Below are 25749 nucleotides of genomic sequence, written 5' to 3'. Positions count from 1 at the left end.
AAGTTTTTTGAGTAAAAGCAGGGCAGAAATGACTCGCCTCTGTCACCGCTAAAATTAATATGTTCGCTGTTCCATTTCAAAAGCCTTGCGCATAGTGTCTGTCGCGTTGTTGACAGAGGTCATAGCAACTAAATCCCCTTGCACGATAATCCGCGTCACACCTTCGATCTCGCCGCAAGTTATCAGAGTGACTTGCTGTTTGTCCGGATGGACATCTAAATACTTCACTTCTGTCGGTTGAACCCGAACCTTTAGCGTTGTTTTGTACGTATAGATATTATGCAGATCGGTCAGATAGATCAAATCGCCTTCTTTTACCCCTTCAAGCGGAGTAAATAAAAGTCCTGGACGATCGGCACGGTGACTTGCCAGAGCATAATTGCCTTCACCCATTTTTTGGTCTGGCGCCAAAGTGCCCGCACCATATAGAAGAACCTCATTAGATAGCCCTTTAAAAATCGGTAAATTTACTTCTACAGACGGAATCGCGATCCCGCCAATTACAGGTAAGCGTTTATTGTCTAACTGTGCTTGTAAAACTGCTTCCGTACTAGCCGGCTGCACCGCATCAAAATCAAAAGATGCGTCTTTTTGCAGATTTTTATCGATCTCCGTGCGATCCATTTTCGCTACGGCGTAACGATCACCATTATACTGCATCAAAAAATATTTGATTTGATTGTTAAAAATCAAAGCTAACCCTACTAATAGTAATAAGAAAAGAAAAATATTTATCAGCCAATTTCTTTTTTTCTTCATCCTAAACCTCCTGCGCTCTCGCATCAATCATATCATACTCTTTTCTATTAAGTGACACTACATTCACTTAATAGAAAAAAATTAAAAAAAGAAATAAATGCATTAAGAAGTCGTTATTTATTAAAATGATTTTAAATGTTAAAAAGGGCCTTCAATGTTGCAGTTTTTAAGGCATTTGTAATCTAATTTTAAAATAAAAGATACGAGCTTTTTTTTTATTATTGAGTTAAAATGATTGTGACGACTATTAGAAAGGGTGAAAATTTGTGCCAGATACGTTATTTGCATATATCGATTCCACAAGTAATGCGGTACTCTCAAAAGGTTTTTCACCCAACGATTTTGTTGACGGAATTGTCCATCACCCTAAACATTTGTTATTGCTAGACCCTGTCGCAGAAGCTGGAGAATATGAACCGCATACCGGCTTAAAGGTCGTAAATAGTCCTGAACAAGTCCAACAATTTTTTAACAACAAAGTCTTCACTCAGTCAAAAGGAACAAAGTGGATCGACTTTAATGATCTCGCGATGTTGAAAGAGTTAACACCATTAGAAATATCAGAATTGCTTTATTTTGGGCATATGCGGACGCATCTGCATTCTCCCTTTTTCTATAAATTACAAAACAACTTTGTCTATTTCAATTTAGGCAATGAAACTATGCGTGTTTATTATCGCTACTTGGATGAATTTTACCGCATCCTTGCCAGCAAGTTGACTCGCATCGTTCTGGAAAAAGTCAATGATCGCCGCTCGTTTTTCCGTAAAGGTTCTTCCGTTGCACCGCTTGACGGCGAACTGTTGAAGGAATTATATCCGATCTTGCAAGAGGGTGCAATCTTTTGCCTCGACCAGTCTGAACTAAAAAATAAAATCTACCACATCCCCATCTTTTTATCGGATGAAAAGGGATGGCGGCGCAGTCCGAAAAACTATAAGAAGGAACAACAGATCGCAGAGATCACTTACGACACATCCAAACAGCTTTGGTCTTTGGATGTGGAGAATGATGACCCTGTCTTCTCATTCCGTTAAAAAAAAGCATTTGTCCCGTTTGGGACAAATGCTTTTTCTTTATTGGTGACTTCGTTTTTGAATTAGATTGCCGTCCTTCGGCAAATACAATTGTGGTACCTTTTCAGCAACCAATACGGCGACAATCGCTGTCACAATTGCTGTTGCCAAACCGCTGGCACCGTTCATCACAAATGAAAAGATCCAAGGATTCATGCCCCACAATGCATAACTGCCCCAAAAAACGACCCCGGCGATAAAATGCCAAAAGAATTTGGCGCCCGTTCCAACAAAGGTCCCATAGACGATATTTTTTCGTGCGGCCTGCATGTCGTCGGCAAGTATTGCTTGCTGAACTTTTTTGGCATATACTCCGGCAAATCCAGCAAAGGTAAATGCGATCGGGTATTCAATCAATACTTGAATGACACTCAAAAAATAAACATCCCCCGCTGGAAAATGCAAGATTCCCCAGATAAAAGCCGATAGCAACGCTGGCTTTACTCCACGCCGCAATGCGAATAGGACCATCGGGATCATCCCTAATGATACCGTAAAGCTGCTGCCGATCGTTGTTGGGATCAATGAAAGCATGAAAGCCAATGCCGCCACGATTGTCCCTTCGATCATGATTCTTGTTTTGTTGGTTTTACTCATAAAAAAACTCCTCCTTTTGAACATACAGTCCACAAAGGAGAAGTAACTATCATTACTTCATCACAATTCCTACGCTCGAATAACCGAAACAGGTACTAGGGTTTAGAGTAATCTCAATCTCAGCCCGAGGGCTCCCCTTTGCGAAAGTATTATTCTATTTTTAGTACATTCAGAGTATACCAGATGTCTGATCACTCGTAAATGTATAAAGTACTTTTATCGTGAGATACTTTCCTGATCACCGCTTGGCGATAAGGTCGTCACCTTTTTGATCCGATCAATTGTCAACATGACCAGTTGATTTTCTTGGGTCCGAATAACGATAGAATCATTGGTCACTACTTTAGGCAGCCACCCTGAGATCGTTTGAAATTTTTCTTCATCTTTTTCGTCTTGCACTTGAATGACTACTAAACTATTTTGCAGAGCCGCCATCTTCAGTTTGAGAAAAATGTTCTCGTTAGCTTGCTCTTGGGCACGTTTTTCAGCAGAATCATTCAAAAAATCCGAGATGAAACGATACGATGAATTCGAAAACAGCTTAATTAAATTCTTTTTAGGCTTCTCGTTTTTAGTCATTCAGCTTCCTCCTATCAAGAGCATGGTTGCGTAGTTTGATTTTACTTAAATTTCTGGGAAAAAACAAGGAATCTAGTCCTTTTCCAGAAAAGTTAACCATTCGTTTAAACCTTTTTGAATTAAATCGTAGGTTTCTTCAAAATTACCGGTATACCATGGATCAGGGATACTTTCTCCCGTATGACCGGGAACAAGGTCTAAGTACAAATAGATTTTGTTCTCAGTGCCATCTGGGGCTATCGCTTGAAGATCGCTGACATTTTCTTGATCCATCCCGATGATAAAATCGGCATTATAAAAATCTTCGGTGGTCACTTGCCGGGCACGCATTCCTTTGGTCGAAATGTGATGCTGCGATAGCAGTTTCTGTGTTCCGCGATGGGGTGGATTTCCAACCTCCCAACGACTCGTGGCCGCTGAATCAACTTGAAAATTATCCTCCTGCCGCTTTTGGAAAGCATCCCGAAAAACCGCTTCGGCCATCGGTGAACGGCAAATATTTCCCATACAAACAAATAGAATCTTTTTCATGTCATTCCTCCTGTGCTATAGTCAATTTATCGAAATGAAACGAGGGATCGTAAATGAGTAGAATTTATCTTTCCGCCAAACTGCCTGAGCTTGGCACAAAATTATTAAAAGAAGCAGCGCTTGAATATAAGGTCTATGAAGGCGACGGGTTGATTTCGAAAGAAGAATTGATCGAAAACGTCGCTGATTGTGAAGTTTTAATTTGTCCGCTTTCAACCCAAGTCGATCGTGATGTCATCGATGCCGCACCAAAATTGAAACTGATCGCGAACTTCGGAGCGGGCTTCAACAATATCGATAGCGCTTATGCAAAAGATCGGAAAATCTATGTAACGAATACACCAATAGTCTCTACCAATGCGACAGCGGAATTGACCGCTGGTTTGATCATCGCCTTATCTCGCCGCATCGTTGAAGGGGATCATTTGATGCACGGCAAAGGCTTTGACGGCTGGGCTCCATTATTTTTCTTAGGTCATGAACTGAAAGATAAAACTTTGGGAATTATCGGCATGGGAAAGATCGGTCAAGCCTTGGCGCAAATGATGAACGCCTTTGGCATGAAGATCATTTACAACCAGCGTCACCCATTAACTTCTGAACTAGAAGAAAAATTACAGGCAACCTATTATTCACAGGCTGAAGTGATCCAACAAGCGGATATCTTAACGTTGCACGCACCGTTAACCGAGGACACCCATCATTTATTGACCAGCGATGCGTTTAAACAAATGAAAAACAGCGCCCTTTTAATCAACGCCGCACGCGGACCTCTAATCAATGAGAGTGATCTGCTTCAAGCCTTAAAAGACCAGCAGCTTGCCGGTGCCGCTTTGGACGTCTATGAGTTCGAACCCAAGGTTACTGAAGGGTTGAAAGAGCTGCCGAACGTCATCTTGACTCCGCATATCGGTAATGCCAGTGTAGAAGCACGCGACCAAATGGCCGCAATCGTTGTGAAAAATGCGATTGCCTTAATCAATCAACAACCAATCAAATATATCGTAAATGGACTGGACTGAGCTTAACGCTCGTTCCAGTCTTTTTCATATAAGCGATAAGCAAAAAACTCGATGTCCTTAGCAAAACGAAATAATTGTGCCGCAATTGTAATTGGCGGTTGATCCGCTCCGGCTAGTAACCAGTCGATCAAAATTCCGCCGCAGCCATGGGCCAAGAAACGGGCATAAAATTCCTTGTCAGTTTGCGAGAGCTCACCTTCTTGATCAACCTCATCAAATAGGCGTACAAATAGGCGTTTCGCCAGTTCATTAAACTCTTTCGTTAATACTTTGGGGATCGCCGTCACCGTATTCAAATAGAATTGATGACAGATCTGCATTTCCTTTAACATCTTCAGAACAGATTCTTCCCAATTCGTCAACGCCAGCTCGTCTGAAACCAAATATTGCAGGCCCCGGCGATAATAGGCGTAGTGGAGCAGATCATTTTTGTCCTTAAAGTGATAATAAAATGTCTGGCGGTTCAAGCAGGCCTTTTGACTGATATCTTGAACAGTGATTTTGTCATAATTTTTTTCTTGGCACAACGCGACTAACGCTTTGACAATTGTTTCTTTGGTCGCTTTTCCTTCCGCCATTTTTTCACCTTCTATGCTTGATAAGGGTAGTTGAAGTGTTCATAAGCCAACGGTGTCGCCATGCGCCCCCGTGGTGTCCGTTTAATAAAACCTTTTTGGATCAAGTAGGGTTCGTACATATCTTCTACGGTTTCACGTTCCTCACCGATGTTGACTGCTAATGTACTTAAGCCGATCGGTCCGCCGTGATACAGTTCGATCATCGTCTTCAATAATTTTTGGTCAATATAATCCAATCCGGCTGCGTCTACTTGCAGCAGTCCTAAAGCCTGATCTGCGACTTTCCGATCAATCACGCCATCTGACTGAACTTGAGCGAAATCACGAATTCGTTTCAACAAGCGATTGGCGATCCGCGGTGTGCCTCGTGAGCGGCGTGCGATCTCGACAGCCCCCTCCTCCACGATCTCCGTTTGGAAAATATCTGCTGAGCGTAAGACGATCTCTCGTAAATCCGTCTCTTCATAATATTCCATATGCGAAATAATCCCGAAGCGATCCCGTAATGGTGCCGACAACATCCCAGCTCGCGTCGTGGCTCCAATCAACGTGAACGGCGGCAGCGGAAAATGAACCGGATGTGCCGTCGGTCCTTGCCCCACCATGATATCCACGTAATAATCTTCCATCGCTGAATACAGGGTCTCTTCCGCCACGCGCGGCAAACGATGAATCTCATCAATAAATAGAACATCGCCTGGCTCTAACTCATTCAAAATCGCGACTAGATCGCCAGGACGTTCGATGGCCGGTCCGCTGGTAGAACGAATTTGAACATCCATTTCATTCGCGATCACCATCGCCATCGTTGTTTTCCCTAAACCGGGCGGTCCATAAAGCAGGACATGGTCCAAAGCTTCCTGCCGATTTTTCGCTGCTTCGATATAGATCGTCAATTCCTGTTTGACTTTGTCTTGTCCGATATATTGTGCAAGATAACGAGGACGTAATGTTTTTTCTAAACTTTTATCACTCTCATCTACATCGGGTGAAAGTAAACGTTCTTCATCCATTTAATCCGTCCTCCTACTTCTTCATCATTAGTTTCAAGGCAGCACGTAAGTAATCGTCAGTATTTTGCAGAGTTTCTTTCTCCAGCACTTTTTCGACTTTTTTGATTTCTTTCGGACTGTAGCCCAATGCCTGCAAGGCTTCCATCGCTTCGGCCAGAGCTGTATCATCATTGCCTTCATAGAACAAGGACATTGGATCTTCCACTAATTCGGTCAGCTTGCCTTTTAGGTCTAAGACCATTTGCTGCGCGGTTTTTTTACCGACGCCCGGGAATTTCGTCAAATAAGTTACATCGCCGGCTTCGATCGCTTGGATCAAGCCTTGATGGTCCTCATTTGCCATAATTGCCAATCCGCTTTTTGGTCCAATTCCAGAAACAGAAAGCAGACGTAAAAATAGTTCTTTTTCCGCCAGAGTCTCAAAACCGTATAATAAATGAGCATCTTCGCGAATGATCTGCTGTACATAGATCGTCACGGACTGCTCCATTTTGCTGCTGTAACGATAGGGATTCCCTAACGCGATTTGATAGCCGATACCATTCACATCCAGCACCACATAGCTAGGGCTGATAAAGGTCAAACGACCTGTAATATATTCGTACATGATTGATCCTTTCTTGATATGTAATATGTCCGCATTTTTAGTTTGCTTTCCAAGCAACGGCACAATAAAAAACGCGAAAAGCCGTGCTGGCAAACTGCACATATGTTCTCATTATTCTAGCACAAAAAGCGGCGGTTAAAAACTCTTACCGCCGAATCCTTGCAATAACTGTAATAAGGCAAAATAATCGGACATCTGCAACTCCTGCGTGATCGCTAGCGTTGGCACATCTTCATCATCATCAAGCAGACTAGTCGTCAGACAGAGATCGCTATTTTCTAAAATTTCTGTAAAGACAACTTGAAAATCATTTGCTAAAAATTGCCGCAAGTCTTCTTTTAAAATCGTTTCTTCAAACTCCGGCAGATCCGTTTGTAAAAAAATTCGCAGCACAGGCTGCACCGTCAGTTCCGGCAAGCGGCGCAGTACAGACAGGTAGCGGCCAAATAAAATTGATTCGCTTCCTCCCTGATCTGCTAAGATCTCAGTAACAAAAGCAACGAGTTTGGGCTGCTGCTGTGTAATCGTCGTCCAAAAAGCTTTGCCGTTGATGTTAAAGCGGATCATTGGAAATAAACGATGATACAGATGCCCGCTGATCAAATAATTTTCAGCCTGCAGGGCTTGAAATTTTTTCCAAGTTGCACGATTATTGATTTTCTTTTCTAAAAGCTGATTCATCGCCTCAACTTCAGCCATCACCGAGAGCGGTTCCTTCGCTAATAAACAATGGATTTTCTCTGTAATAGCGGGAACGTGATAGTATTCTTCCCGCGTTAATAAATTCAAAAATAGATTTCCTAAAGAGACGCGTTTATGAAAATAAGCTGGCATGGCTGGTTTCAATTGGCGATAGAAATCATTAAAGAGCGGATCGTTAGCCAGCATTTTCTGACTTTCTAATTCTTCATCTAAAGAATAGTGTTGGACCTCACGTAATAAATGAGCCGCCACCAGATATTCTAAGCGCTGCTCTTTGATCGGATTTAAATCCACTTGAAAGAAGCGCTGAATGATTCGACTGATCGTGCCGACTAGCTCGTGTTGCAATGGAGCAAACGGCCAGTCCTTTCCTCGGAATAACCGCCAATAATAGACGGACAAATACATTCGTACGACAGGCTCGGGGGCTTGAAAAAGGACCTCCCCGCGTTCAATCGTTAGCTGCAGCGGCCGCAATTCTTTATGCAGTTCCTTCAATTTTCGGCGGATCGTGGACTCGCTGCGAAACAACAAATCGCTCAATTCCTTAATCGTCCGTGCTTTGCCGGCAATCAATAGACTTAGTAACCGATAGGCCAAGGAATGGCGAATCAAATCAACCAAAAACTGATTCTGTTCCATTGTTTGGTTAGCGATCAGCAAGCGGTAGCTATTGCCTGTTTTTTCAAATAATGGCAAATCCGCTTCAGTAAAGCGACGATAATTCTTACTCAATTCCTCCAGCAAGCGCTGAACACTGCGCGTATCTAACGCCACTGCTTCAGCTAGATCGCCTTTTTTGTGCGCCTGTCCATCGTCCATCAGTTCCAGTAAACGCACACCAAAATAAATATCTTTTTCGTAATTTTGCAATTCCACCGCTTTGATATACATAAAAAAACCCCTTCACGCTTTATTTTAGCAAAAGAGCGCAAGGAGTAGTTACTAAAGACCTTCGAACAAACGAAACAAAATCGGCAACAAGGCCACGGTTGCTATCCCGTTGATACAAATACACAAGCCCGCCAAAATTCCTTCCAGCTCACCAAGTTCAATCGCGCGGCCAGTACCGATCGCATGAGAAGTACTGCCTAAAGCGATACCCTTCGCAACGGGACTCTTAATGTTAAAAATTTGGAAGACCTTCGTTCCTACCAAAGCACCGAAAATCCCAGTAGAAACCACGATTGCCAATGTCACGGGTGAAATCCCGCCCATCTGACTAGACAGATCAACAGAAATCGCAGTCGTCACAGATTTTGGCAAAAGAGAAACTACGATTCCGCGGTTCAATGAAAACAGCCGGCCGATCCCAACGCTCAATAAACAATTGAGCACCACTCCGACCAATGTTCCTAAAACTACAGGCAAAAAATATTTTTTGAGCTTATCAAAATTTTGATACAGCGGCAAAGCCAGCGCCACCGTTGCAGGCGTGATCATCATCGTAAATAGATTACCGCCGATATTGTAATCCTTATAGCTGATTCCGCTGAATTTTAACAAGACGATGATAATGACCACACTTGCGATCAATGGATTGATAAAAGGAATATTGACCTTACTCAAAAGTTTTTCCATTAGGATATAGATCAGCAATGTAAGTGCTAATCCAAAAAGCGGGTTATTCGCCAGCGCTGATATCATCCGCGTCACCTCGTATCTTCTCAACTTTTTCAACTAAACGTGCTTTTTCTTCGCGACTCTTCATGCCGATTTTTTCAACTAACTCCGCTGTTTTTCCGACAGCAACAAGTGAAACTAGAGAACACACAACAACAGTGCCCAATAAAATTGGCCAAGTATATTTAATGGCGCCATAGTATTGCATCAAACCGACACCAGCCGGTACAAATAAAATCGTCAAATGATTCAATAAAAAGTTTGCTGTGTCTTCGATCGCCGACGGTTTTAAAATTTTGGTTTGGAAAGAAATAAATAAGAGCAAAATACCGATAATACTTCCCGGAACCGGCAAATGGAAAAACATCCGCAACCCTTCCCCAATGATGGAATATAGTAATAACAAACTTAATTCTTTAAACATTTTCATAGATATCGCCTTTTCTAAAAATAGGATGTTTCTAGTATAGCGAAAAAAAGAACCGTCTCGCTCCAAGTTTTGTCAGAATTTCATACATTTTCTGAAAGCTGACTTATTTTAATGAAATGCAGAGAGTAAAGATAGAGCCGTTTCGTGTGAGGGGGATTGTGTATGTGATTCTATTGAACAACCTGATTGTTAATGGAGATAAAAAACTATGGGGCATGTTCGAACTCGATAAATCGCGGAAAACTAATCTGCAGCTAATTCGGTTTAGGGGAGGAACTTTTTCAAAGAACGAAAAAGTTTTTTTTTCTCATCACGCATACGATTCTGCTAAACTGCTTGGTTGTTCTATGGATAAGAACTATAATTTGCGCTCAAGCTAGATAAACTGCAAATAACAAAACTCGCAGCTAATTCGGTTTGAGGGAGGAACTTTTTCAAAGGACGAAAAAGTTTTTTATTCTCATCACGCATACGATTCTGCTAAACTGCTTGGTTTTTATATGGATAAGGACTATAATTTGCGCCCAAGCTAGATATACTGCGAAAAGCAGAACTCGCAAAAAAGATGCGCCGGCGAAGCGGCACATCTTACTTTACGAGCTCTTTATATTCGCCGTAACCGGCTTCTTCCATTTCTTCGTATGGAACAAAGCGTAATGCTGCGGAGTTGATGCAATAGCGTAAGCCGCCTTGATCTTGCGGGCCGTCGTTAAATACGTGTCCGAGATGGGAATCGGCTTCTTTACTCCGAACTTCTACTCGGTGCATCCCGTGAGAGAAATCAGCTTTTTCAGCGACCCCGCGTTTTTCAATCGGACGACTAAAAGCAGGCCAGCCGCAGCCAGCATCATATTTAGCGCTAGAAGAAAATAACGGTTCGCCACTGACTACATCCACATAGATGCCTTTTTGATAAAAATCATCATATTTGCCAGAAAACGGACGCTCGGTCGCATTTTCTTGAGTCACCGCGTATTCCATTGATGAAAGTTTCTGTTTCAATTCTTCTTGATCCATCATTTTTCCCCACTTTCAAGATTTCTTTGAACAGCTTAAGCATACGCCCGATGGGGAAAAGAAACGAAGATTTTGCTCACAGGATGCTTAGCTCTTTTTCACGGCTTGCACTCAAATATGGGATTGTACGTACTCAAAAATTTCGTTAATTCTGATATTGGATGACCTGTTATGCCCAAGTGATGAAAACCTTTAAGTCTTTGGCTTGTTCAAACTCTAAGCGCAATCTTATGCGCCCTGCCTCAAATGCGTTCATATCTATTTTATTGTTAAATTCCTTTGAAATTTCAATCTTTTTTTCTATATCACCTTGTATTAGTATCAGAAAAATCTCTCCTCCGATGTTGGAACTGTTTACACGAAAATTAGCAAGATCAGTTGAAGTAAATTTCTTATCAACTCTACAGTATCCATTGATTTTACTCGCGTGTGTTGACCACATATCATTCTTCACATAGGACATTCCATTCGAAATTGCACCACTTTTAATTACTGCCCCTTCTCGAGTAAAAGTGATTGCCAACACTATAATTGCAATTACAAGTATGATGAGTAACCCGACGATAATAAATTTCATTTTAAATCCTCCCGCTTTAGAAATCGAAATAGCACAAACTACAGTGCTAACTATTAAATAGTAAACGACTGCGCTCCCCCTGTGCGCGTTCTTGCGCGAAAGTTCAATTTTCGTTTGAAAGTACGGTTTTATACCCGCGTAACATGATTGTTGACTTGAACCAGTGATCTCCATACGAATATTTGAGAACACCATCATACTTTTCAACAACGTTTGCAATGCTGCGCATACCGATAGAATGACTATTTTTATCCTTCTTGTGTGTTACAAAGTAACCCTTTTCTAAAATGGGAGCTATCGCATAGCCATTTTCTATTACTAATATCAAAAGATTCCCTTTACGTCTTATAACCAGTTTAACTTGTCGCAAAGTCGCCGTTTCTGCTTGCATGGCAGCTTCAAGAGCGTTATCCAACAAGTTTCCCAACAATGAACATAAATCCAGTTTGCTTATAAGCAGATCATCATGAAACACTCCGTCAGTTTGAAAAGTCACCTTCGTTTGGTTAGCCTCCCATTTTTTCTGATTAATAATAGCATTTGCGTTTTCATTTTCGACATTGATCAGCAGAGAAGAAGACAACTGTTCCTCATATTCCGAAATATCCTGAAGTGCGTCTCCTTTTCCTTTCTCTTCGGCAAGTAAGCGCCACTGGATAAGACTATGCTTTAAGTCATGACTTAATACTTTAATCCGTTCATCCGCTGCTTGTTTTCTCAACATATACCGTTCAATCATCTCGTTTTGAATAAGCAATGTGTTTGTCTCGATAATCTTAGAGTAATATCGACAAATAAAATAGAAAATAAAGTAGGACAGCAGCCAAATAACTAAAAGTCCGATCGAGAATATCGTTAGATAAACACGAATCATTCTGGAATTCTCCATTCTATTGAAATATTGAATGACTGATAATCCCAAAAAAATGCCAGAAAAACCGACAATCAAGCCTGTCCAATGTTGACGAGATATGTAGCGTCTACCTTCTGTTTTCAAGTGAGCAATAGCTAATGCCAACACGCCGTATATAATAAACAGCAACGCACAAGGCAATAGCGTTCTCCATGATATTTCCGATGCACTCTGCACCAATCCTTCTGGAAATAATATATTATTAGTTAACAGTATTGAAATCATAATTATTACTAAATTTACAATTCCAAAGAAGAGACGTTCCCTAAAGTTACCACTCATAAAAAATACAGGGTACAAAATGACTACACCTAAAAACAAAAGACTTAGCCAAAGCGCGATATTCATTGCCGCCAACTGCAATGCAGTCTCGAAAATGGCAATGAATAAAACAGCAAGAGCTAGCCGCACTCCTCTCCAATTCTGACTTAATCCGAGTACTCTAGAGTAAAAAAACGTTTGCAAACAAGTGGTCAGGAATAAAAATAGAAATTCGATAGCTCCACTAAATAATATATTCATAGATCAAATACGCTCCTCTAGAAACTTTAAATACTTTTCCATTGACGCATTTCTCGCCTCGCGCTTGATACCCAAGGGAACCGTCAAACCTCCGGTAAGTATGAATGAACCGGCTTCAATGGCCTCTACGTGGTTAAAATTCAAAAGATAGCTACGCATAATGGGAACGAACACTGATGGATCAAGTAGTTCGGCATATTCTGATAAAGGCTTGACTAACAATTCGTATTCCGAATATGTCGTTTTCAAGGTGACCCGTCTCGTTTTTTCTGTCTGGAGGAAAACAATATCTGTTTTCTTCATTGTCACATTTTCAAGAACGCCTGAAGTTCTGCATTTTAAGGTGATCTCTTCTTGATTATCAGTCCAATTATCTAATTTACTTATGATACTTGCTACCGCCTCGCTGATTTCAGCCTCAAGATTATTCTTAAAAACATAACGAAATGCCCCATAAAGATAGCCCTCCCGCGATTGATTCTCAATATATGTCGTGAATACTAAGATAAATGGTGGGCTCACTTCACGCAGTCTTTGAGCGACTATAAAACCGTGCACTCCCGGCATTTCAACATCTAAAAATATGATATCGAAGATTTGATTTTCCTTTTCCACTTTTTTAATTAGGCTTTTTCCCTCAGTGAATTTTGAAATCATCGGCTGCTGTCCCACGTTCGCAAATGATCTAGTTAGCAGACGTTCAAAACTGTCTAAGAAGCTTAAATCGTCATCGCATATGGCAATTCTAATCAATAGTCCCTCTCCTGTCGTTTATTCGTATCGATTTAGTTCCTTTGGTTCACCATGATTATGATAATTTCTATATTATACTTTGAGATTTCGCATAATACAATTTGACATTTTCATACTCGTTTCCGCTTGAATAATAATCGGAACAGGAACATTAACATCATTTCAACGCTATAAGGTTCTAAACTTTACAATAGAATAAAAGAAAAGTGATCAAAAGATGGATTTCCAACTTTTGATCACTTGAAATGTAGACTCTTTTTATGACTATGAAATAACTAGCTAATGTTCGACATTTAATAGTCAAAATCTTTCAGCATCTGATTCACTGCACCTACCGGAAATCCGACGATGCTGTAGTAGTCGCCTTCGATTTTTTCAACGAAGACACCTGCACCGTTTTGAATACCGTAAGCCCCGGCTTTATCTTTGTAATCATCGCTGTCGAGGTAGCGATTAATTTCGGCATCGGTCAGCGGATAAAACGTGACTTTGGCAGAGGTTAACTTCTCAGCAACCTGCTCTTCTTGGCAGATCACAACAGACGTATAAACCAAATGACTGCCGCCGCTCATGCTCTTCAGCATGCCGAATGCTTCTTCGCGGCTTTTGGGTTTGCCTAGGATTTGTTCTTCTAGCACCACTACGGTGTCGCTAGCGATCACCAAGTCTTCAGGATATTCATCTGCAATGGCGGCCGCTTTTTGCCGCGCCATCTCCATCACATAATCTGTCGGCATGTATTGATCTTTGACTTCTTCGTCAATGTCAGCGGGCTGAACAACAAAATCAGTAATCAGCCAGCGCAGTAATTCTTGGCGTCGAGGGGATTGTGAAGCTAAAATAACTGTCATAACTCTGCTCCTATCTCACTAATGTGGATCTTGGATTCGTTTGAACATGTGCTCCATGTCGCTGTTGCTGAAATGAATCAGCACAGGTCGGCCGTGGGGACAATTAAATGGATTTTCGCACTTGGCGAGATCCGCTAATAAGACCCTTGCCTGCGCTTCATTCAAATGATGATTGGCTTTGATCGACCGTTTGCAGCTCATCATGATCGCCGTCGCTTCACGGAACTTTTTGACACTGACAGAACCGGTGATCAGCAGCATATCGATCATCTCCCGAATGATACTTTCCTCCTGTCCAGCCGGATACCACGTTGGGTGTGCCCGCACAATGAAACTATTCGGTCCGAATTCTTCTAAATAGATCCCAACTTCATGCAATAATTCCATCTGTTCTTTCAACTTGATGGCATCGTTGCTGGGGTAGTCCAACACGAAAGGCACCAATAATTCTTGCAAATCGTCAGAAACGTCCCCGATTTTTTCCCGGAAGTATTCATACTTGATCCGTTCTTGCGCCGCGTGCTGGTCGACGATGTATAACCCGTCTTTACTTTGAGCAAACAGATATGTCCCATGCATTTGACCAAAATACTCCAACATTGGAAACCGTTCTTTCGGCTGCTCCTGCTCCAGTTTCGTGATAGCTTTCTCGATCACCTTTTCACCGGATGCCGTACTTAGATCAAACTCAGGATGATCGGAACTAGCAGGTTCTTCAAAGACCTCGTCTTCAACCGTTTCAACTGCGGGAGGTTCTTCTGGCAGCGGTTCGGGTGTTTCTTCTACGACCGAAACCTGCTCCTGCTCGGTTTCCAGCGGGACAGACATCGTTTTGACGGTTTCTTCCTTCAAAGGTACCTGCGTTTCGATGACCTCTGATTCTTTCGGCTCAACGTAAAAAATGCCGGTCTTCGGATCATAATTTAAATCGCTTTTTTTCTTTGGCTGTTCTTCTAGCGGCAAATCCAATTGCTCGGTTTGAATTTTTTCGACTTTTCGTTTAAAGCTTGGATTTTCACCCACATCCGGAATCAAGTTGATTTGACGCAGGCTTTCCGCGATTCCTCGACTGATCAGATCCATCAATTCTTTTTCTTTTGATAAACGAACTTCCTGCTTGGTTGGATGCACGTTCACATCCACCAATAAGGGGTCCATCGTGATTTCAAGCACCGCGATCGGATAGCGGCCAACCATTAGTTTTGATTGGTAGCCCTGAACGATTGCCTTGTTTAAGGCGTAATTTTTAATATAGCGGCCGTTGATGATCACGGACACATAATTACGACTCGCCCGCGTTACCTCTGGCAGCGAGACATAGCCATTTAGCGTAAAGTCCAAATCTTTGGCTTCGACCTTCAGCATTTTTTTCGCTGTCGCGACTCCATAGATGCCGGCAAGCGTTTGTTTCATATCACCGCTGCCGCTGGTGCTCAGCATCTTATGTCCGTCATGAACGAGACGAAAGGCGATCTGCGGATGACTCAAGGCCATTCGGTTCACGATATCCCCGATATTCGACAATTCGGTTTGAAGTGTTTTGACGTATTTCAGACGGGCAGGCGTATTGAAGAACAAGTTCTCCACCGTGATTTTCGTCCCTGTCCGCAAAGAAGTAGGACGCTGTTCTTCGATCTTGCCGCCTTTTAAAAAGAGGTAAGATCCTTGCGACTCATCAGCGGTGGCCGTTTCCAAAGTCATTTCAGAAACAGAGGCGATCGACGGCAATGCTTCGCCGCGGAAACCTAGCGTCCGAATTCGGAACAAGTCATCTCGGTTATGGATCTTACTAGTCGCATGACGTTTAAACGCGTTTTCCACGTCGTCTTGACCGATCCCCTCGCCATTATCTACGATCTGAATTTTTTTCAATCCGGCCTCTTCAATTAAAATATCGATTTGAGTAGCTTTTGCATCGATCGCATTCTCGACTAATTCTTTGACTACCGATGCTGGGCGCTCAACAACTTCGCCGGCCGCGATCTGATTGGCTAAGCGTTCGGATAATTCTTGGATTTTCCCCATCGTATCCGTCCTTTCTTAAAGTTAAATCCGTTTTTGTAATTCGTATAGGAAGTTTAATGCTTCCATAGGATTCATTTCAAGTAAATCAGCTTTCTTGATGCTGTCCACGACACCGAGTTCGGCCGTTGAAACTTCACTGAATAAAGAAAGCTGCTCATTTTCTTCAACAACCTCAACATTTTTTTGAGCAGGCGTATCCGCTTCTAAAGCAGATAAAATAGTTGCCGCCCGTGATAATAGATCGGTTGGCATCCCTGCGATTTTGGCTACGTGGATTCCGTAGCTTTTATCGGCGGGACCATCCATCAATTTGTGCAGGAAGACGACTTCGCCGTTTTGTTCCACTGCACCAACGTGAACATTTTTTAATTGCGGCAGACTTTCTTCTAATACCGTCAACTCATGGTAGTGCGTCGAGAACAGTGTTTTAGCTTTAACATTTTTATGGATATATTCAATGATCGCTTGCGCTAACGCCATCCCATCATAAGTGGCCGTTCCGCGGCCCAGCTCGTCAAATAGAATCAAGCTGTTAGGTGTCGCGTGACGCAGCGCTTGATTGGCTTCCATCATTTCCACCATGAATGTGGATTGACCAGCAATCAAGTCGTCGCTGGCACCGATTCGGGTAAAGATTTGATCGAAAATCGGCAGCTCCGCACTTTCTGCAGGGACAAAACAGCCCATTTGCGCCATGATCACCGTCAAAGCAAGCTGACGCATATACGTACTTTTACCGGACATATTCGGTCCTGTGATCAGCAGCAGCATTTCATCAGGACTCATATGCACACTGTTGGGAATATATTCTTGATGACCAAGAACTTTTTCTACCACCGGGTGACGTCCTTCAGTAATCTGCAAATTGTGGGTACCGACTTCCATCGATGGCTGCACATATTGATAGCGTTCGCTGACTGTCGCGAAGCTTTGCAGCACATCTGTGGCACTCAAACTTTTCGCTAGTTTTTGCAGGCGGGTAATCGCCTTTTTGACTTCATTTCGGACTTCTAAGAAAAGCGTGTATTCTAACGCGACTGATTTTTCCTCGGCCTCTAAAATCAATGTTTCCAACTTTTTCAGTTCTGGCGTAATGAAGCGTTCTGCGTTGGCTAGGGTTTGCTTGCGTTCATATTTGCCTTCTTCCAAATTAGCCAAGTTGGACTTCGTAATCTCGATATAGTAGCCGAATACGCGATTGTAGCCCACTTTTAAGGTTCTGATCCCGGTGGCTTCCCGTTCTCGTGCTTCCAATTCCGCCAGCCAGGTCTTGCCGTTTCTCATTGCTTCTCGATATTGATCTAATTGCTCATTGTAGCCGTCTTTGATGACATTTCCTTCGGTGATTTGCAGCGGCGCTTCATCATTGATCGCTTTTTCGATCAAAGTGACTAAATCATCCATTGGTTCCATATCCACCAAAAGATCGTTCCATTCACCTTGATTGATGCCGGTCAATAATTGCCGAATTTGCGGTACTTGCATCAAAGAAGTTTTCAATTGGATCAGATCCCGGCCATTGACATTGCCGAAAGCGACTCGTCCCGCCAAGCGTTCCAAGTCATAGACCTTAGTCAAGGTTTCGTTCAAATCCATCCGCTCAAAATAAGCGTTCAACAATGAAGATACCATCGCTTGGCGGGCACTGATCTGACGTTTTTGGATCAGCGGACGATCGATCCATTGTTTTAATAGACGTCCGCCCATTGCTGTTTTTGTTTCGTCTAAAAGCCATAAAAGTGTTCCTTGTTTTTTCCCAGTCCGGATCGAACGAGTCAATTCCAAGTTGGTTTTAGAGAAATAATCTAATTTCAAGAAATGCTCCGGCTGATACTCTTCCGCTTTTTGAATATGGCCTAAGCTGCGCTTTTGCGTAACGGATAGGTACGTCAATAGCTTGCCGGTCGCTTCTTTTTCCAGCTCATCCGTGATATCCGCCGTTAAAAAGCTGAACTCCGCATTGTCTTCGATTGTTTCTTGTTGAGAAAAGACCAATCCAAGACGTTCCGCCAGGTTTTTCTGCAAACCAGCTGGAATTTCACTGCCTAAGACGATTTCTTTTGTTTGCAGGGCCGTAGCTTCATTCATGACAGCTTCTTCATCGTGCAGCAGAGCCGTTTTCAACTCACCTGTCGAAAGATCGACATAGGCAAAGCCGAATTGATCCTTCACTTGAGTGACTGCGGTCAAAAAGTTATTGGCTTTGGCTTCGATCCCTTTGCCTTCCATCACCGTTCCTGGGGTGATCAATTGAACGACTTCACGCTTGACCATTCCTTTGGCTTGTTTCGGATCTTCCATTTGTTCGCAGATCGCGACTTTATAGCCTTGCTCAACTAAGGTATCGATATAGCCTTGCGCTGAATGATGCGGCACACCGCACATCGGGATTGGGTCATCGGCATTGCGGTTGCGGCTCGTCAATGTCAGTTCTAATAGCTGTGATACCTTGATCGCATCTTCGTTGAAGAGTTCATAAAAGTCTCCCAAACGATAAAATAGAAAGGCATCTTTATATTGTTCTTTGATCGCCAAGTATTGTTCCATCATTGGCGTATTTTTCGTTTTTTGAGGCATTACTGCGGCTCCTCCTCTTTCGTTAAATCATCATATTCTAAAGCGGTATTGACCTCTTTTTGAATCATAGCCGTCAAATGCTGCAGCAGATCATTGGCTTCATAGAGCTGTTCGCGGTAGTCGATCACTAACGGGTGCTGATTGAATTCCTTGGTTAAACGATCGGCTTCTTTTAGCGCCGCGCGCTCCGCTTCAGGTTTGCCGTAGTGGGCAAACTGAACTGCATCCTTTTGGGCAGCCTTGATCCCTTCTTCTAGTTGCTGCAGTGTGTCATTTTCCGCCACGCGTTTTTGCAGCTTTTGATAACGCGTGATCACTTCATTTTCACCTAATAATGCTGTTAAATGAGATAAAGCCGCGTCAACGGCGGCTTCTTTTTCCAGATTCATTTTATACCTCTGCTTCTATTCTCTAAATGGACGATCATCATTAATCATAATCGTTTCGATTTTTTGTCCGTGACCATTTTTATCGATGTCTATCACACAAGCCGATAACATCATGCGCCCTTCTTCGATCACTTCAAAGCGATGCGGCAAGGCCGTCATAAATTTCTCAATGATCGGTTCTTTCTTCATTCCTAAAATACCGTCATAAGGTCCCGTCATTCCAACATCTGTCAGATAAGCAGTTCCTTTTGGCAAAATGCGTGCGTCATTGGTTTGAACATGGGTATGCGTCCCGACAACTGCTGAGACACGACCATCCGCAAACCAGCCCATCGCTTGTTTTTCGCTGGTGGTTTCGCCATGAAAATCGACAAAAATATACGGTGTGCGTTTCTGTGCTTCCGCGATCAGTTGATCACCAATTCGGAAAGGATCGTCTAAGTCTGCCATAAATGACCGTCCTTGCAGATTAATGATCGCCAGTTCCAAGTCATTCACTTTCACATACAAATGCCCTCTGCCGGGAGCACCCTCTGGAAAATTCGCTGGTCGAATCATTTTCTTGGCCTCAGGAATAAACTCAAAAATCGCTTTGTTGTCCCACGTATGATTCCCCATGGTAACAACATCAACACCATCTTGTAAAAATTTCTTATAGATTTTTTCCGTAATTCCACGACCTGCTGCCGCGTTTTCCCCGTTGACGATCGTCAACTGTGGATGGTATTTCTTCTTTAGCCGCGGTAAATAATCACTCAACATTTGCCGACCTAACGAACCCACAACATCCCCAATGAATAGTAAGCGCACTTTTTTTCCCCTTCTCTAATTAAGCATCTTGCCTTATTATAGTTGTTTTTGCTTGAAAATAAAAGATTCCATTAAGCTTACTGACCGCAATTTAAGAATAAAAAAACTGCCGGCAGCAATGCACCCGCAGTTTCTTTATTTTAGACGACATCTTCGGCGCCGTTTTTATCCCAATATGCCTTTTTGACACTTTCGCCGCGATAGCTTTGAACGTGTTCCCATTTTTCCGGGTCTTGCTGATAAGTGCTGAAATCAAGCTCATCGACGAGCCATTTTTTCTGCTCCTCATCATAAAGAAAAGAGGCGATGGCATTTTGTTTATCAGAAGTCAGTGCTTCATCGATCCCCGCTTCTTCCACTAGTTTGATTGAACGCTTGAGATCAACATATAAATCTAATTGGACTTTGGTCTGTCCATTATTTACCGAAATCGAATCACAATTGATTGTGATTCGTTGGAATTCCTGATCAAAGCTTTCCATGTAAGGCTTCAGTTTGTCAAAACTGGCTTGCAGAGTCGTCTTGTATTCCTTTGAGGATACTAAACGTGAAACATTTAACCCGTCGCGAATCCCTTCATTCATTGAATCAAAGTAATTGACCGCAGAGGCCAGCAGGTGTTTTTGAAATTTCAGATTGCCTTCGTACAAACTGCTTTCCTTCACTGTCAATCGTTGGTCGGTTGCGTTGAGATCAACCTTTTCCTTGACATTCTTTGAACCAAACTTAGGATGCGCCGTTTCATAAGCCACCTGATATTCGTACGGCAGGAACGGTCCAAAGGTATATTTATTCCATTCTTCTACATATTGACCAGACAGATTTTGGGCTTCAATCGTTGCCTGAAGCTCTGTCCCCTTGGGCAATTCAATCACTAGGTAGCGCGCGCTAGGATAGATTTGAGCCGGCTTAAAAAAGGACGAGCCCTTTTCCAGCGAAAAATTGTCTTCTGTTTGCAGCAGCTTGACTACTTGATCCTTTTTCAGCCGCTTCATTTGTTTCTGAAAGGTTTTTCTGGCGGAATTCGAAATCTTTTTCTTGTTCGAATAGCTCGGCATATAGCGCTTGACCGCCGCCTGATCGCCTTCCAGCAAAGCCGTGGCGAGACGTTCCACCGTTGCTTCCTCGCTATTTTTATAACTGGAATAACTGATGAAGCCAAAAACAACCGCTGCTAACAACACTACGGTTGCCAGCATTCCAGTCTTTTTAGTCATTAAGCCCGCCTCTAAAGGTCTCTTTCATCGATTTGAAATAGTAGTTGCGGCTTTCATTCGCCGAATTGATTTCCCATTTGCCGTCCTTTTTCTCCAGCTTCACTTGGTAGCCTTCGCCATTCATATTCTCATCTGTGTTGACGGGCGTCTCATTGATTTTCGCCGGCAGTTCTTGCAGCAAGTATTTTTCCGCATCGCGGCGGACGCTCGTATAATCCGTATACTTCCCTTTGTTTTCTTCAACAAATTTTTCCGTGATGGCCTTTGTATCCACATCATCCAGCAGCACCATCTCTGGACGAACATAAATCACCGCTGATTCCGGGAAGAACTCCTTGAAGGTATAGGTGACTTTGCCTTTTTCAGCATTCGTATTTTGAATCTGGGTAATGACCTTTTCTAGCTCCGCTGTTGACGGTTCGTAATTTGAGAAGGAATCCTTTAACGCATTGATGGCCTCTTCCTTGAAGGTCTTGCTTTCCTGATCAACGTCATTAGCCAATTCCAGCTTGCCTGCGGCTTTCTTATCCTCATCCTTCACTTCGTCAGAGCCATAAAAAACCTTCGTCACATATTGACTCATCAAGGCTTGGACTGCCTTCGTTTCATCAGTGTATTTCTTCGTGTTCAGTTTTAACTCAACACCTTCGTCCTTCTCATCATCTGAATAGTACGTCGGCTTGTAATGCAGCTCATATTCGGCATCCTTCTTAACCTCAAAAACTAAAGGCTCCGTAAAACTCTTATCTTCGGATAAACTTTCACTGCTCATTACTTTAAAATTATCATTGGAATCATACACATGCTCGGAAGAAACCTTTTTTCCATCTTCATCGTACAAGGCAAAATCATTTGAAGAGACATCCAATTTGTCCTTTGATTTATTTTTGACTTTGATCTCTAACGCCAAGAAGCCTGTCTCGTCATCCACCTTTCCCCCATCAGGAATGATGAAGCTGCCTCCTTCAACACTCAAATCAACCTTGGATGTTTGTGCCGTATTTTCTTTTTTTTCTGCCTTTTTCGTCTCATTTCCGCCTGAACATCCAGTCACTGTGAATAACAAACTACTCAGTAAAACCAACCCACTAAGCACCCTAAACTTATTCATGGTTTTTCCTCCTCTATATCCTATTTTTCTATTAATAAAAAAACACTTATTACCTACATGATATACGCAAAAGAATCTCTTCGTCAACACGGTGACAGAAATTAACATCAAAATGGCGGTATTTAAAAAAACAAATATAATTAATAAATGAAAATGTTAAAAAAAGATTTTATAATATTTATATCTATTTAATTTGTCACGAGAGTGTAAAATATTTTGTGTAAATAGAAAAAAGGAAGTCCCTTCTGTAGAATAGAGTTACCACAACACATTCACAGAAAAGAGGGCTTCCATATGAACGATTTTACTACAGAAATTCTAAAGACTCTAGCGAACAAAGGCGATTTGAATGAATTATTCCGTGTCCATTTGGAAAAAGCTGTCAATACGCTTCTCAAAACGGAGTTAACGGCTTTCCTCGATTACGAAAAGTACGATCGCATTGGTTTTAACACGGGTAATTCTCGTAACGGCTCCTATGACCGTACGGTCAAGACCGAGTACGGGGAACTTCATCTCCAGATTCCGCGCGACCGCAACGGCGAGTTCAAGCAACAGACTGTTCCTGCTTATAGACGGACGAATGATACCTTAGAGGAGACCGTCATTCACCTCTTCCGAAAAGGTATTACCATGTCGGAAATCGCAGACTTGATTGAGAAAATGTATGGGCATCACTACACGCCCCAAACCATGTCCAATATGACTAAATCATTTACGGAAGAAGTCACTTCATTTAAGGAACGTGAGCTTCATGACCGTTATGCCGCTATTTATATGGACGCAACCTATATCCCTTTAAAGCGGAAAACCGTCGCCAAGGAAGCCATTCATATCGCAGTTGGCATTCGCCCGGACGGTTCAAAGGAAGTGTTGAGCTATGCGATTGCACCAACTGAATCTATCACGATTTGGGAAGAGATTTTAATAGACCTCCAGGAACGTGGCGTGAAAAACGTCCTCCTTTTCATCACGGATGGCTTAAAGGGGATGGCAGGGGCCGTGCAGCGGTTCTACCCCAAAGCCCGTTTTCAACATTGCTGTGTGCACGTTTCCCGTAATATCAGTCACAAAGTGCGTGTCGATGATCGTAAGGAAGTCTGTGATGATTTTAAAATGGTGTATCAAGCGTCATCTAAAAAGGCGGCATTGGAAGCACGTGGTGCTTTTGCGGAAAAATGGAAAACCAGCTATCCAAAAATGGTGGAATCGATCCTTTCGAACGATTACCTGCTCACTTTCTATGATTTCCCATTAGCCATACGCAAGACTATTTACTCTACGAACTTGATTGAATCCTTTAATAAGCAAATCAAGAAATACAGCCACCGCAAGGAACAGTTCCAAAATGAAGAGTCGATGGAACGTTTCTTAGTCTCGTCTTTTGATACTCACAACCAAAAATTCCTAGGTCGCAGTCATAAAGGTTTCCAACAGGCCGAAGGCGAGCTCGAACAAATGCTGAGTCAACCGATGGAGAATTAGAAACAATCTACAGTAGGGAAGAACCATTTACACAAAATTATTGACGCTCCCTTTGTCACTTTCTCCATCCATATCCGGTAAATAAATAAGCGGATCATCTGCTTTTGCTTAATTGTTCTCCTATCGATGGAGGTTCTCTCGACCTTTCTTCAAAATTCATTTTTTCCTTGTGGAAAATGAATTTAATTTCGCTGAAATATCCGGCCGAAGACAAAAAAAAAGAACCGGGAATACTTCCCGATTCTTCCGAACAGCTTTATTAATAAACCAATTCTAATTTTCGTAATGCTTTGTAGATGCCGTCGCGATCATTTGTATCAGTCACGAGATTGGCCGCTTCTTTAACATGCGAAGCCGCATTCCCCATCGCAACACCTGTTCCGGCTAAGTTGAGCATTTCTATGTCGTTATTGCCGTCACCGAAAGTAACAATATTTTCTGGCTTGATCCCAACCTTTTTCGCCAACGCCAAAATCGTTTGCGCTTTTGACCCAGGATTAGGAATAATATCGACACTGTTTTCATGCCAACGAACTAAACGAAATTCTGGAAAGGCTGCTTGAAATTCTTCATCCATCGACTGATCATAAAAAGCACAGCCTTGGTAAACTTCGTGTTGAGAGAAATAATCCGCTTCATACTCAGGCGCTTTTTGACCGAAAGAAGTCATTGCGTCATTTACTTTTGGCGAGTCAAAGTCGGTTACACAGGCAATGGAATCTAAACCGAAAAGCATGATATCGATGTTCCGTTCACTGGCAAAGTCGATCATTCGACTCAACGCTTCACGATCAAGCGTATGCTTGTAAACTTGCTCATGATCTAAAAATCCTGCTGATCCATTACAAATGATGTAATTCGTACAACCTAGTTGGTGAATCACATCGCCGGCCAAAAGGCGGGAGCGTCCCGTCGCAATAGTCACTAAATGCCCGACTTCACGTAAAGCCTTCAATGCCTTAACAGTACTGTCCAAAGGTTCTCTTTGACTGCTCAACAAGGTACCGTCAATGTCTAGTGCGATTAATTTTCTTTCCAAAATTTATCTCTCCATTTATATGTATTTGCTGCCCTCACGTAGGGCTAACTTACTTAATGAATGCTGCTGCATAAATTCCTTTACCCACTCAGGATTCACCTTGCTATAATCTCGCAATGCCCAGCCGATCGCCTTCTGGATAAAAAATTCATCCGTCGTCAAATCCGCCAAGATCGCTTGCGCTAATAATTCTGGATCAGTTTGTTCCTTAAACATCAACTGCAAGTTGATCGCGACACGCCGATACCAAAAGTTCTCGTGCTGATAGAAAAAATGGTAGACCTGTTTGATCTCCACCGGGTGCGCCAAGACCCACGTAGAAAAAACTTTGCGCCATGCATCGATACTGTCCCACCAGCTTTTTTCCGCCAACAAGGGCAATAACGCGGCTAGATCCTCCAACGAAAAACGCTGAATGTTCCTTTGCGCCAAATCGATCGCATAATACTGGTATTCCCGCTCCGCTTTATTGTAGTTGCGAAAAATCTCCTGCAATAACGCCGGCATTGGCAAATTCAGACTTTCCTTTAAAAAAGGCCGCTCCAACAGAGCACGTTGAGGCTTTTTGACTCCGCAAAAGGGAAAATGGTCTTTCATGTAGTGAGCCATTGGTTCTGCAAGCTCCGTTTGGTACGGAAAAATCAAAGATTTCACCGATTCACCCCTTTTACACTTATTATTGTAGAGAAGTTTCAGAGAATTTGCAAAAAGTTCTTACGTAATTCCCATTCAATATTTTCGCTGTCTTTGAAAAAAAGTAATCGTTTTTTGTCAGCACCCAACAATTAACACATTTTTTTCAAAAATGCAACACCTGAACTTGACTCGGCTTGCGCTTTTCAGTTATACTGACATTTGTGTAAAATAATGCAGCAGAAGAATAATAGCCCGTCCCCAGTTCGTTGCCTATATTGGTTCAATTGTGTAACCGCGGCTGCGAAGGTGA

Annotated in this window: 26 protein-coding genes and 1 riboswitch; of the genes, 3 read left to right on the top strand and 23 right to left on the bottom strand. The window is 42.5% G+C overall.

Going from position 1 to position 25749, the window contains the following annotated elements; genetic code table 11:
• Positions 1-54: 54 nt before the first annotated feature.
• Positions 55-759, bottom strand: a complete 705-nt coding sequence (locus I585_RS22170) for a class A sortase (RefSeq protein WP_010741121.1) — start codon at positions 757-759, stop codon at positions 55-57.
• Positions 760-1025: 266 nt separating this feature from the next.
• Between I585_RS22170 and I585_RS22165 the strand changes: the two genes are divergently transcribed.
• On the top strand, positions 1026-1796 hold the full coding sequence (locus I585_RS22165; protein WP_010741122.1) for a hypothetical protein: 771 nt from the start codon (positions 1026-1028) through the stop codon (positions 1794-1796).
• Positions 1797-1835: 39 nt separating this feature from the next.
• On the opposite strand, the gene thiT is transcribed toward I585_RS22165, so the two are convergent.
• From thiT to I585_RS22150, 3 genes are all read right to left on the bottom strand, one after another.
• Positions 1836-2432 (bottom strand): energy-coupled thiamine transporter ThiT, encoded by a 597-nt coding sequence (gene thiT, locus I585_RS22160; protein WP_010741123.1) that lies wholly within the window; start codon positions 2430-2432, stop codon positions 1836-1838.
• Between the two features lie 49 nt (positions 2433-2481).
• Positions 2482-2580: riboswitch (TPP riboswitch) on the bottom strand.
• Positions 2581-2648: 68 nt separating this feature from the next.
• Entirely contained in the window at positions 2649-3011 is a 363-nt protein-coding gene (locus I585_RS22155; RefSeq protein ID WP_010741124.1) for a hypothetical protein, read from the bottom strand.
• Between the two features lie 72 nt (positions 3012-3083).
• Complete coding sequence (locus tag I585_RS22150) at positions 3084-3542, bottom strand: low molecular weight protein-tyrosine-phosphatase (RefSeq protein WP_010741125.1); 459 nt, start codon at positions 3540-3542, stop codon at positions 3084-3086.
• A 53-nt stretch (positions 3543-3595) separates the two neighbouring features.
• On the opposite strand from I585_RS22150, the gene I585_RS22145 reads away from it, so the two are divergent.
• On the top strand, positions 3596-4564 hold the full coding sequence (locus I585_RS22145) for a 2-hydroxyacid dehydrogenase family protein (RefSeq protein WP_010741126.1): 969 nt from the start codon (positions 3596-3598) through the stop codon (positions 4562-4564).
• 2 nt (positions 4565-4566) lie between these two features.
• On the opposite strand, the gene I585_RS22140 is transcribed toward I585_RS22145, so the two are convergent.
• The 17 genes from I585_RS22140 to I585_RS22055 all read right to left on the bottom strand — a co-directional run bounded on the left by I585_RS22140 (position 4567) and on the right by I585_RS22055 (position 22279).
• The gene (locus I585_RS22140) at positions 4567-5142 is read right to left on the bottom strand and encodes a TetR/AcrR family transcriptional regulator C-terminal domain-containing protein (RefSeq protein ID WP_010741127.1); all 576 of its coding nucleotides are present in this window, start codon (positions 5140-5142) and stop codon (positions 4567-4569) included.
• Between the two features lie 11 nt (positions 5143-5153).
• Entirely contained in the window at positions 5154-6155 is a 1002-nt protein-coding gene (ruvB, locus tag I585_RS22135; RefSeq protein ID WP_010741128.1) for a Holliday junction branch migration DNA helicase RuvB, read from the bottom strand.
• Between the two features lie 13 nt (positions 6156-6168).
• Entirely contained in the window at positions 6169-6762 is a 594-nt protein-coding gene (gene ruvA / locus I585_RS22130; RefSeq protein WP_010741129.1) for a Holliday junction branch migration protein RuvA, read from the bottom strand.
• Positions 6763-6897: 135 nt separating this feature from the next.
• Positions 6898-8358, bottom strand: coding sequence for a helix-turn-helix domain-containing protein (locus I585_RS22125; RefSeq protein WP_010741130.1), 1461 nt, complete (start codon positions 8356-8358; stop codon positions 6898-6900).
• Between the two features lie 51 nt (positions 8359-8409).
• Positions 8410-9108 carry an LrgB family protein gene (locus I585_RS22120; protein WP_371198720.1) on the bottom strand — a complete coding sequence of 233 codons (699 nt, stop codon included), beginning with the start codon at positions 9106-9108 and terminating at the stop codon, positions 8410-8412.
• A complete protein-coding gene (locus I585_RS22115; protein WP_010741132.1) occupies positions 9089-9517 on the bottom strand; it encodes a CidA/LrgA family protein in 429 nt (142 codons plus the stop codon). Before I585_RS22115 ends, I585_RS22120 begins: the two co-directional genes overlap by 20 nt.
• Positions 9518-10105: 588 nt before the next feature.
• On the bottom strand, positions 10106-10534 hold the full coding sequence (msrB, locus tag I585_RS22105) for a peptide-methionine (R)-S-oxide reductase MsrB (RefSeq protein WP_010741133.1): 429 nt from the start codon (positions 10532-10534) through the stop codon (positions 10106-10108).
• A 169-nt stretch (positions 10535-10703) separates the two neighbouring features.
• Entirely contained in the window at positions 10704-11111 is a 408-nt protein-coding gene (locus tag I585_RS22100; RefSeq protein WP_010741134.1) for a hypothetical protein, read from the bottom strand.
• A 103-nt stretch (positions 11112-11214) separates the two neighbouring features.
• Entirely contained in the window at positions 11215-12546 is a 1332-nt protein-coding gene (locus I585_RS22095; RefSeq protein ID WP_010741135.1) for a sensor histidine kinase, read from the bottom strand.
• A gap of 3 nt (positions 12547-12549) precedes the next feature.
• Positions 12550-13299 (bottom strand): LytR/AlgR family response regulator transcription factor, encoded by a 750-nt coding sequence (locus tag I585_RS22090; RefSeq protein ID WP_010741136.1) that lies wholly within the window; start codon positions 13297-13299, stop codon positions 12550-12552.
• A gap of 293 nt (positions 13300-13592) precedes the next feature.
• Positions 13593-14150, bottom strand: a complete 558-nt coding sequence (locus tag I585_RS22085; protein WP_010741137.1) for a Maf family protein — start codon at positions 14148-14150, stop codon at positions 13593-13595.
• A gap of 18 nt (positions 14151-14168) precedes the next feature.
• The gene (gene mutL, locus I585_RS22080) at positions 14169-16175 is read right to left on the bottom strand and encodes a DNA mismatch repair endonuclease MutL (RefSeq protein ID WP_010741138.1); all 2007 of its coding nucleotides are present in this window, start codon (positions 16173-16175) and stop codon (positions 14169-14171) included.
• A gap of 21 nt (positions 16176-16196) precedes the next feature.
• A complete protein-coding gene (gene mutS, locus I585_RS22075) occupies positions 16197-18752 on the bottom strand; it encodes a DNA mismatch repair protein MutS (protein ID WP_010741139.1) in 2556 nt (851 codons plus the stop codon).
• A complete protein-coding gene (locus I585_RS22070; protein ID WP_010741140.1) occupies positions 18752-19141 on the bottom strand; it encodes a YlbF family regulator in 390 nt (129 codons plus the stop codon). Before I585_RS22070 ends, mutS begins: the two co-directional genes overlap by 1 nt.
• A gap of 15 nt (positions 19142-19156) precedes the next feature.
• The gene (locus I585_RS22065) at positions 19157-19951 is read right to left on the bottom strand and encodes a TIGR00282 family metallophosphoesterase (protein ID WP_010741141.1); all 795 of its coding nucleotides are present in this window, start codon (positions 19949-19951) and stop codon (positions 19157-19159) included.
• 140 nt (positions 19952-20091) lie between these two features.
• On the bottom strand, positions 20092-21168 hold the full coding sequence (locus tag I585_RS22060) for a hypothetical protein (protein WP_010741142.1): 1077 nt from the start codon (positions 21166-21168) through the stop codon (positions 20092-20094).
• Positions 21161-22279, bottom strand: a complete 1119-nt coding sequence (locus tag I585_RS22055) for a DUF4352 domain-containing protein (RefSeq protein WP_010741143.1) — start codon at positions 22277-22279, stop codon at positions 21161-21163. The genes I585_RS22060 and I585_RS22055 overlap by 8 nt, the downstream gene beginning before the upstream one ends.
• A 294-nt stretch (positions 22280-22573) precedes the next feature.
• Between I585_RS22055 and I585_RS22050 the strand changes: the two genes are divergently transcribed.
• Positions 22574-23764, top strand: a complete 1191-nt coding sequence (locus I585_RS22050) for an IS256 family transposase (RefSeq protein WP_010739124.1) — start codon at positions 22574-22576, stop codon at positions 23762-23764.
• A 259-nt stretch (positions 23765-24023) separates the two neighbouring features.
• Here I585_RS22050 and I585_RS22045 read toward each other — a convergent pair whose 3' ends face one another.
• Entirely contained in the window at positions 24024-24803 is a 780-nt protein-coding gene (locus I585_RS22045) for a Cof-type HAD-IIB family hydrolase (protein ID WP_010741144.1), read from the bottom strand.
• 15 nt (positions 24804-24818) lie between these two features.
• The gene (locus I585_RS22040; protein ID WP_034709656.1) at positions 24819-25457 is read right to left on the bottom strand and encodes a DNA alkylation repair protein; all 639 of its coding nucleotides are present in this window, start codon (positions 25455-25457) and stop codon (positions 24819-24821) included.
• Between the last annotated feature and the right edge of the window lie 292 nt (positions 25458-25749).

The sequence above is a fragment of the Enterococcus malodoratus ATCC 43197 genome, from assembly GCF_000407185.1.
GTDB classification, from domain to species: Bacteria; Bacillota; Bacilli; order Lactobacillales; family Enterococcaceae; genus Enterococcus_A; species Enterococcus_A malodoratus.
Note: the sequence above shows the minus strand (reverse complement) of the source record. Positions and strands in the feature narration are given on the sequence as shown.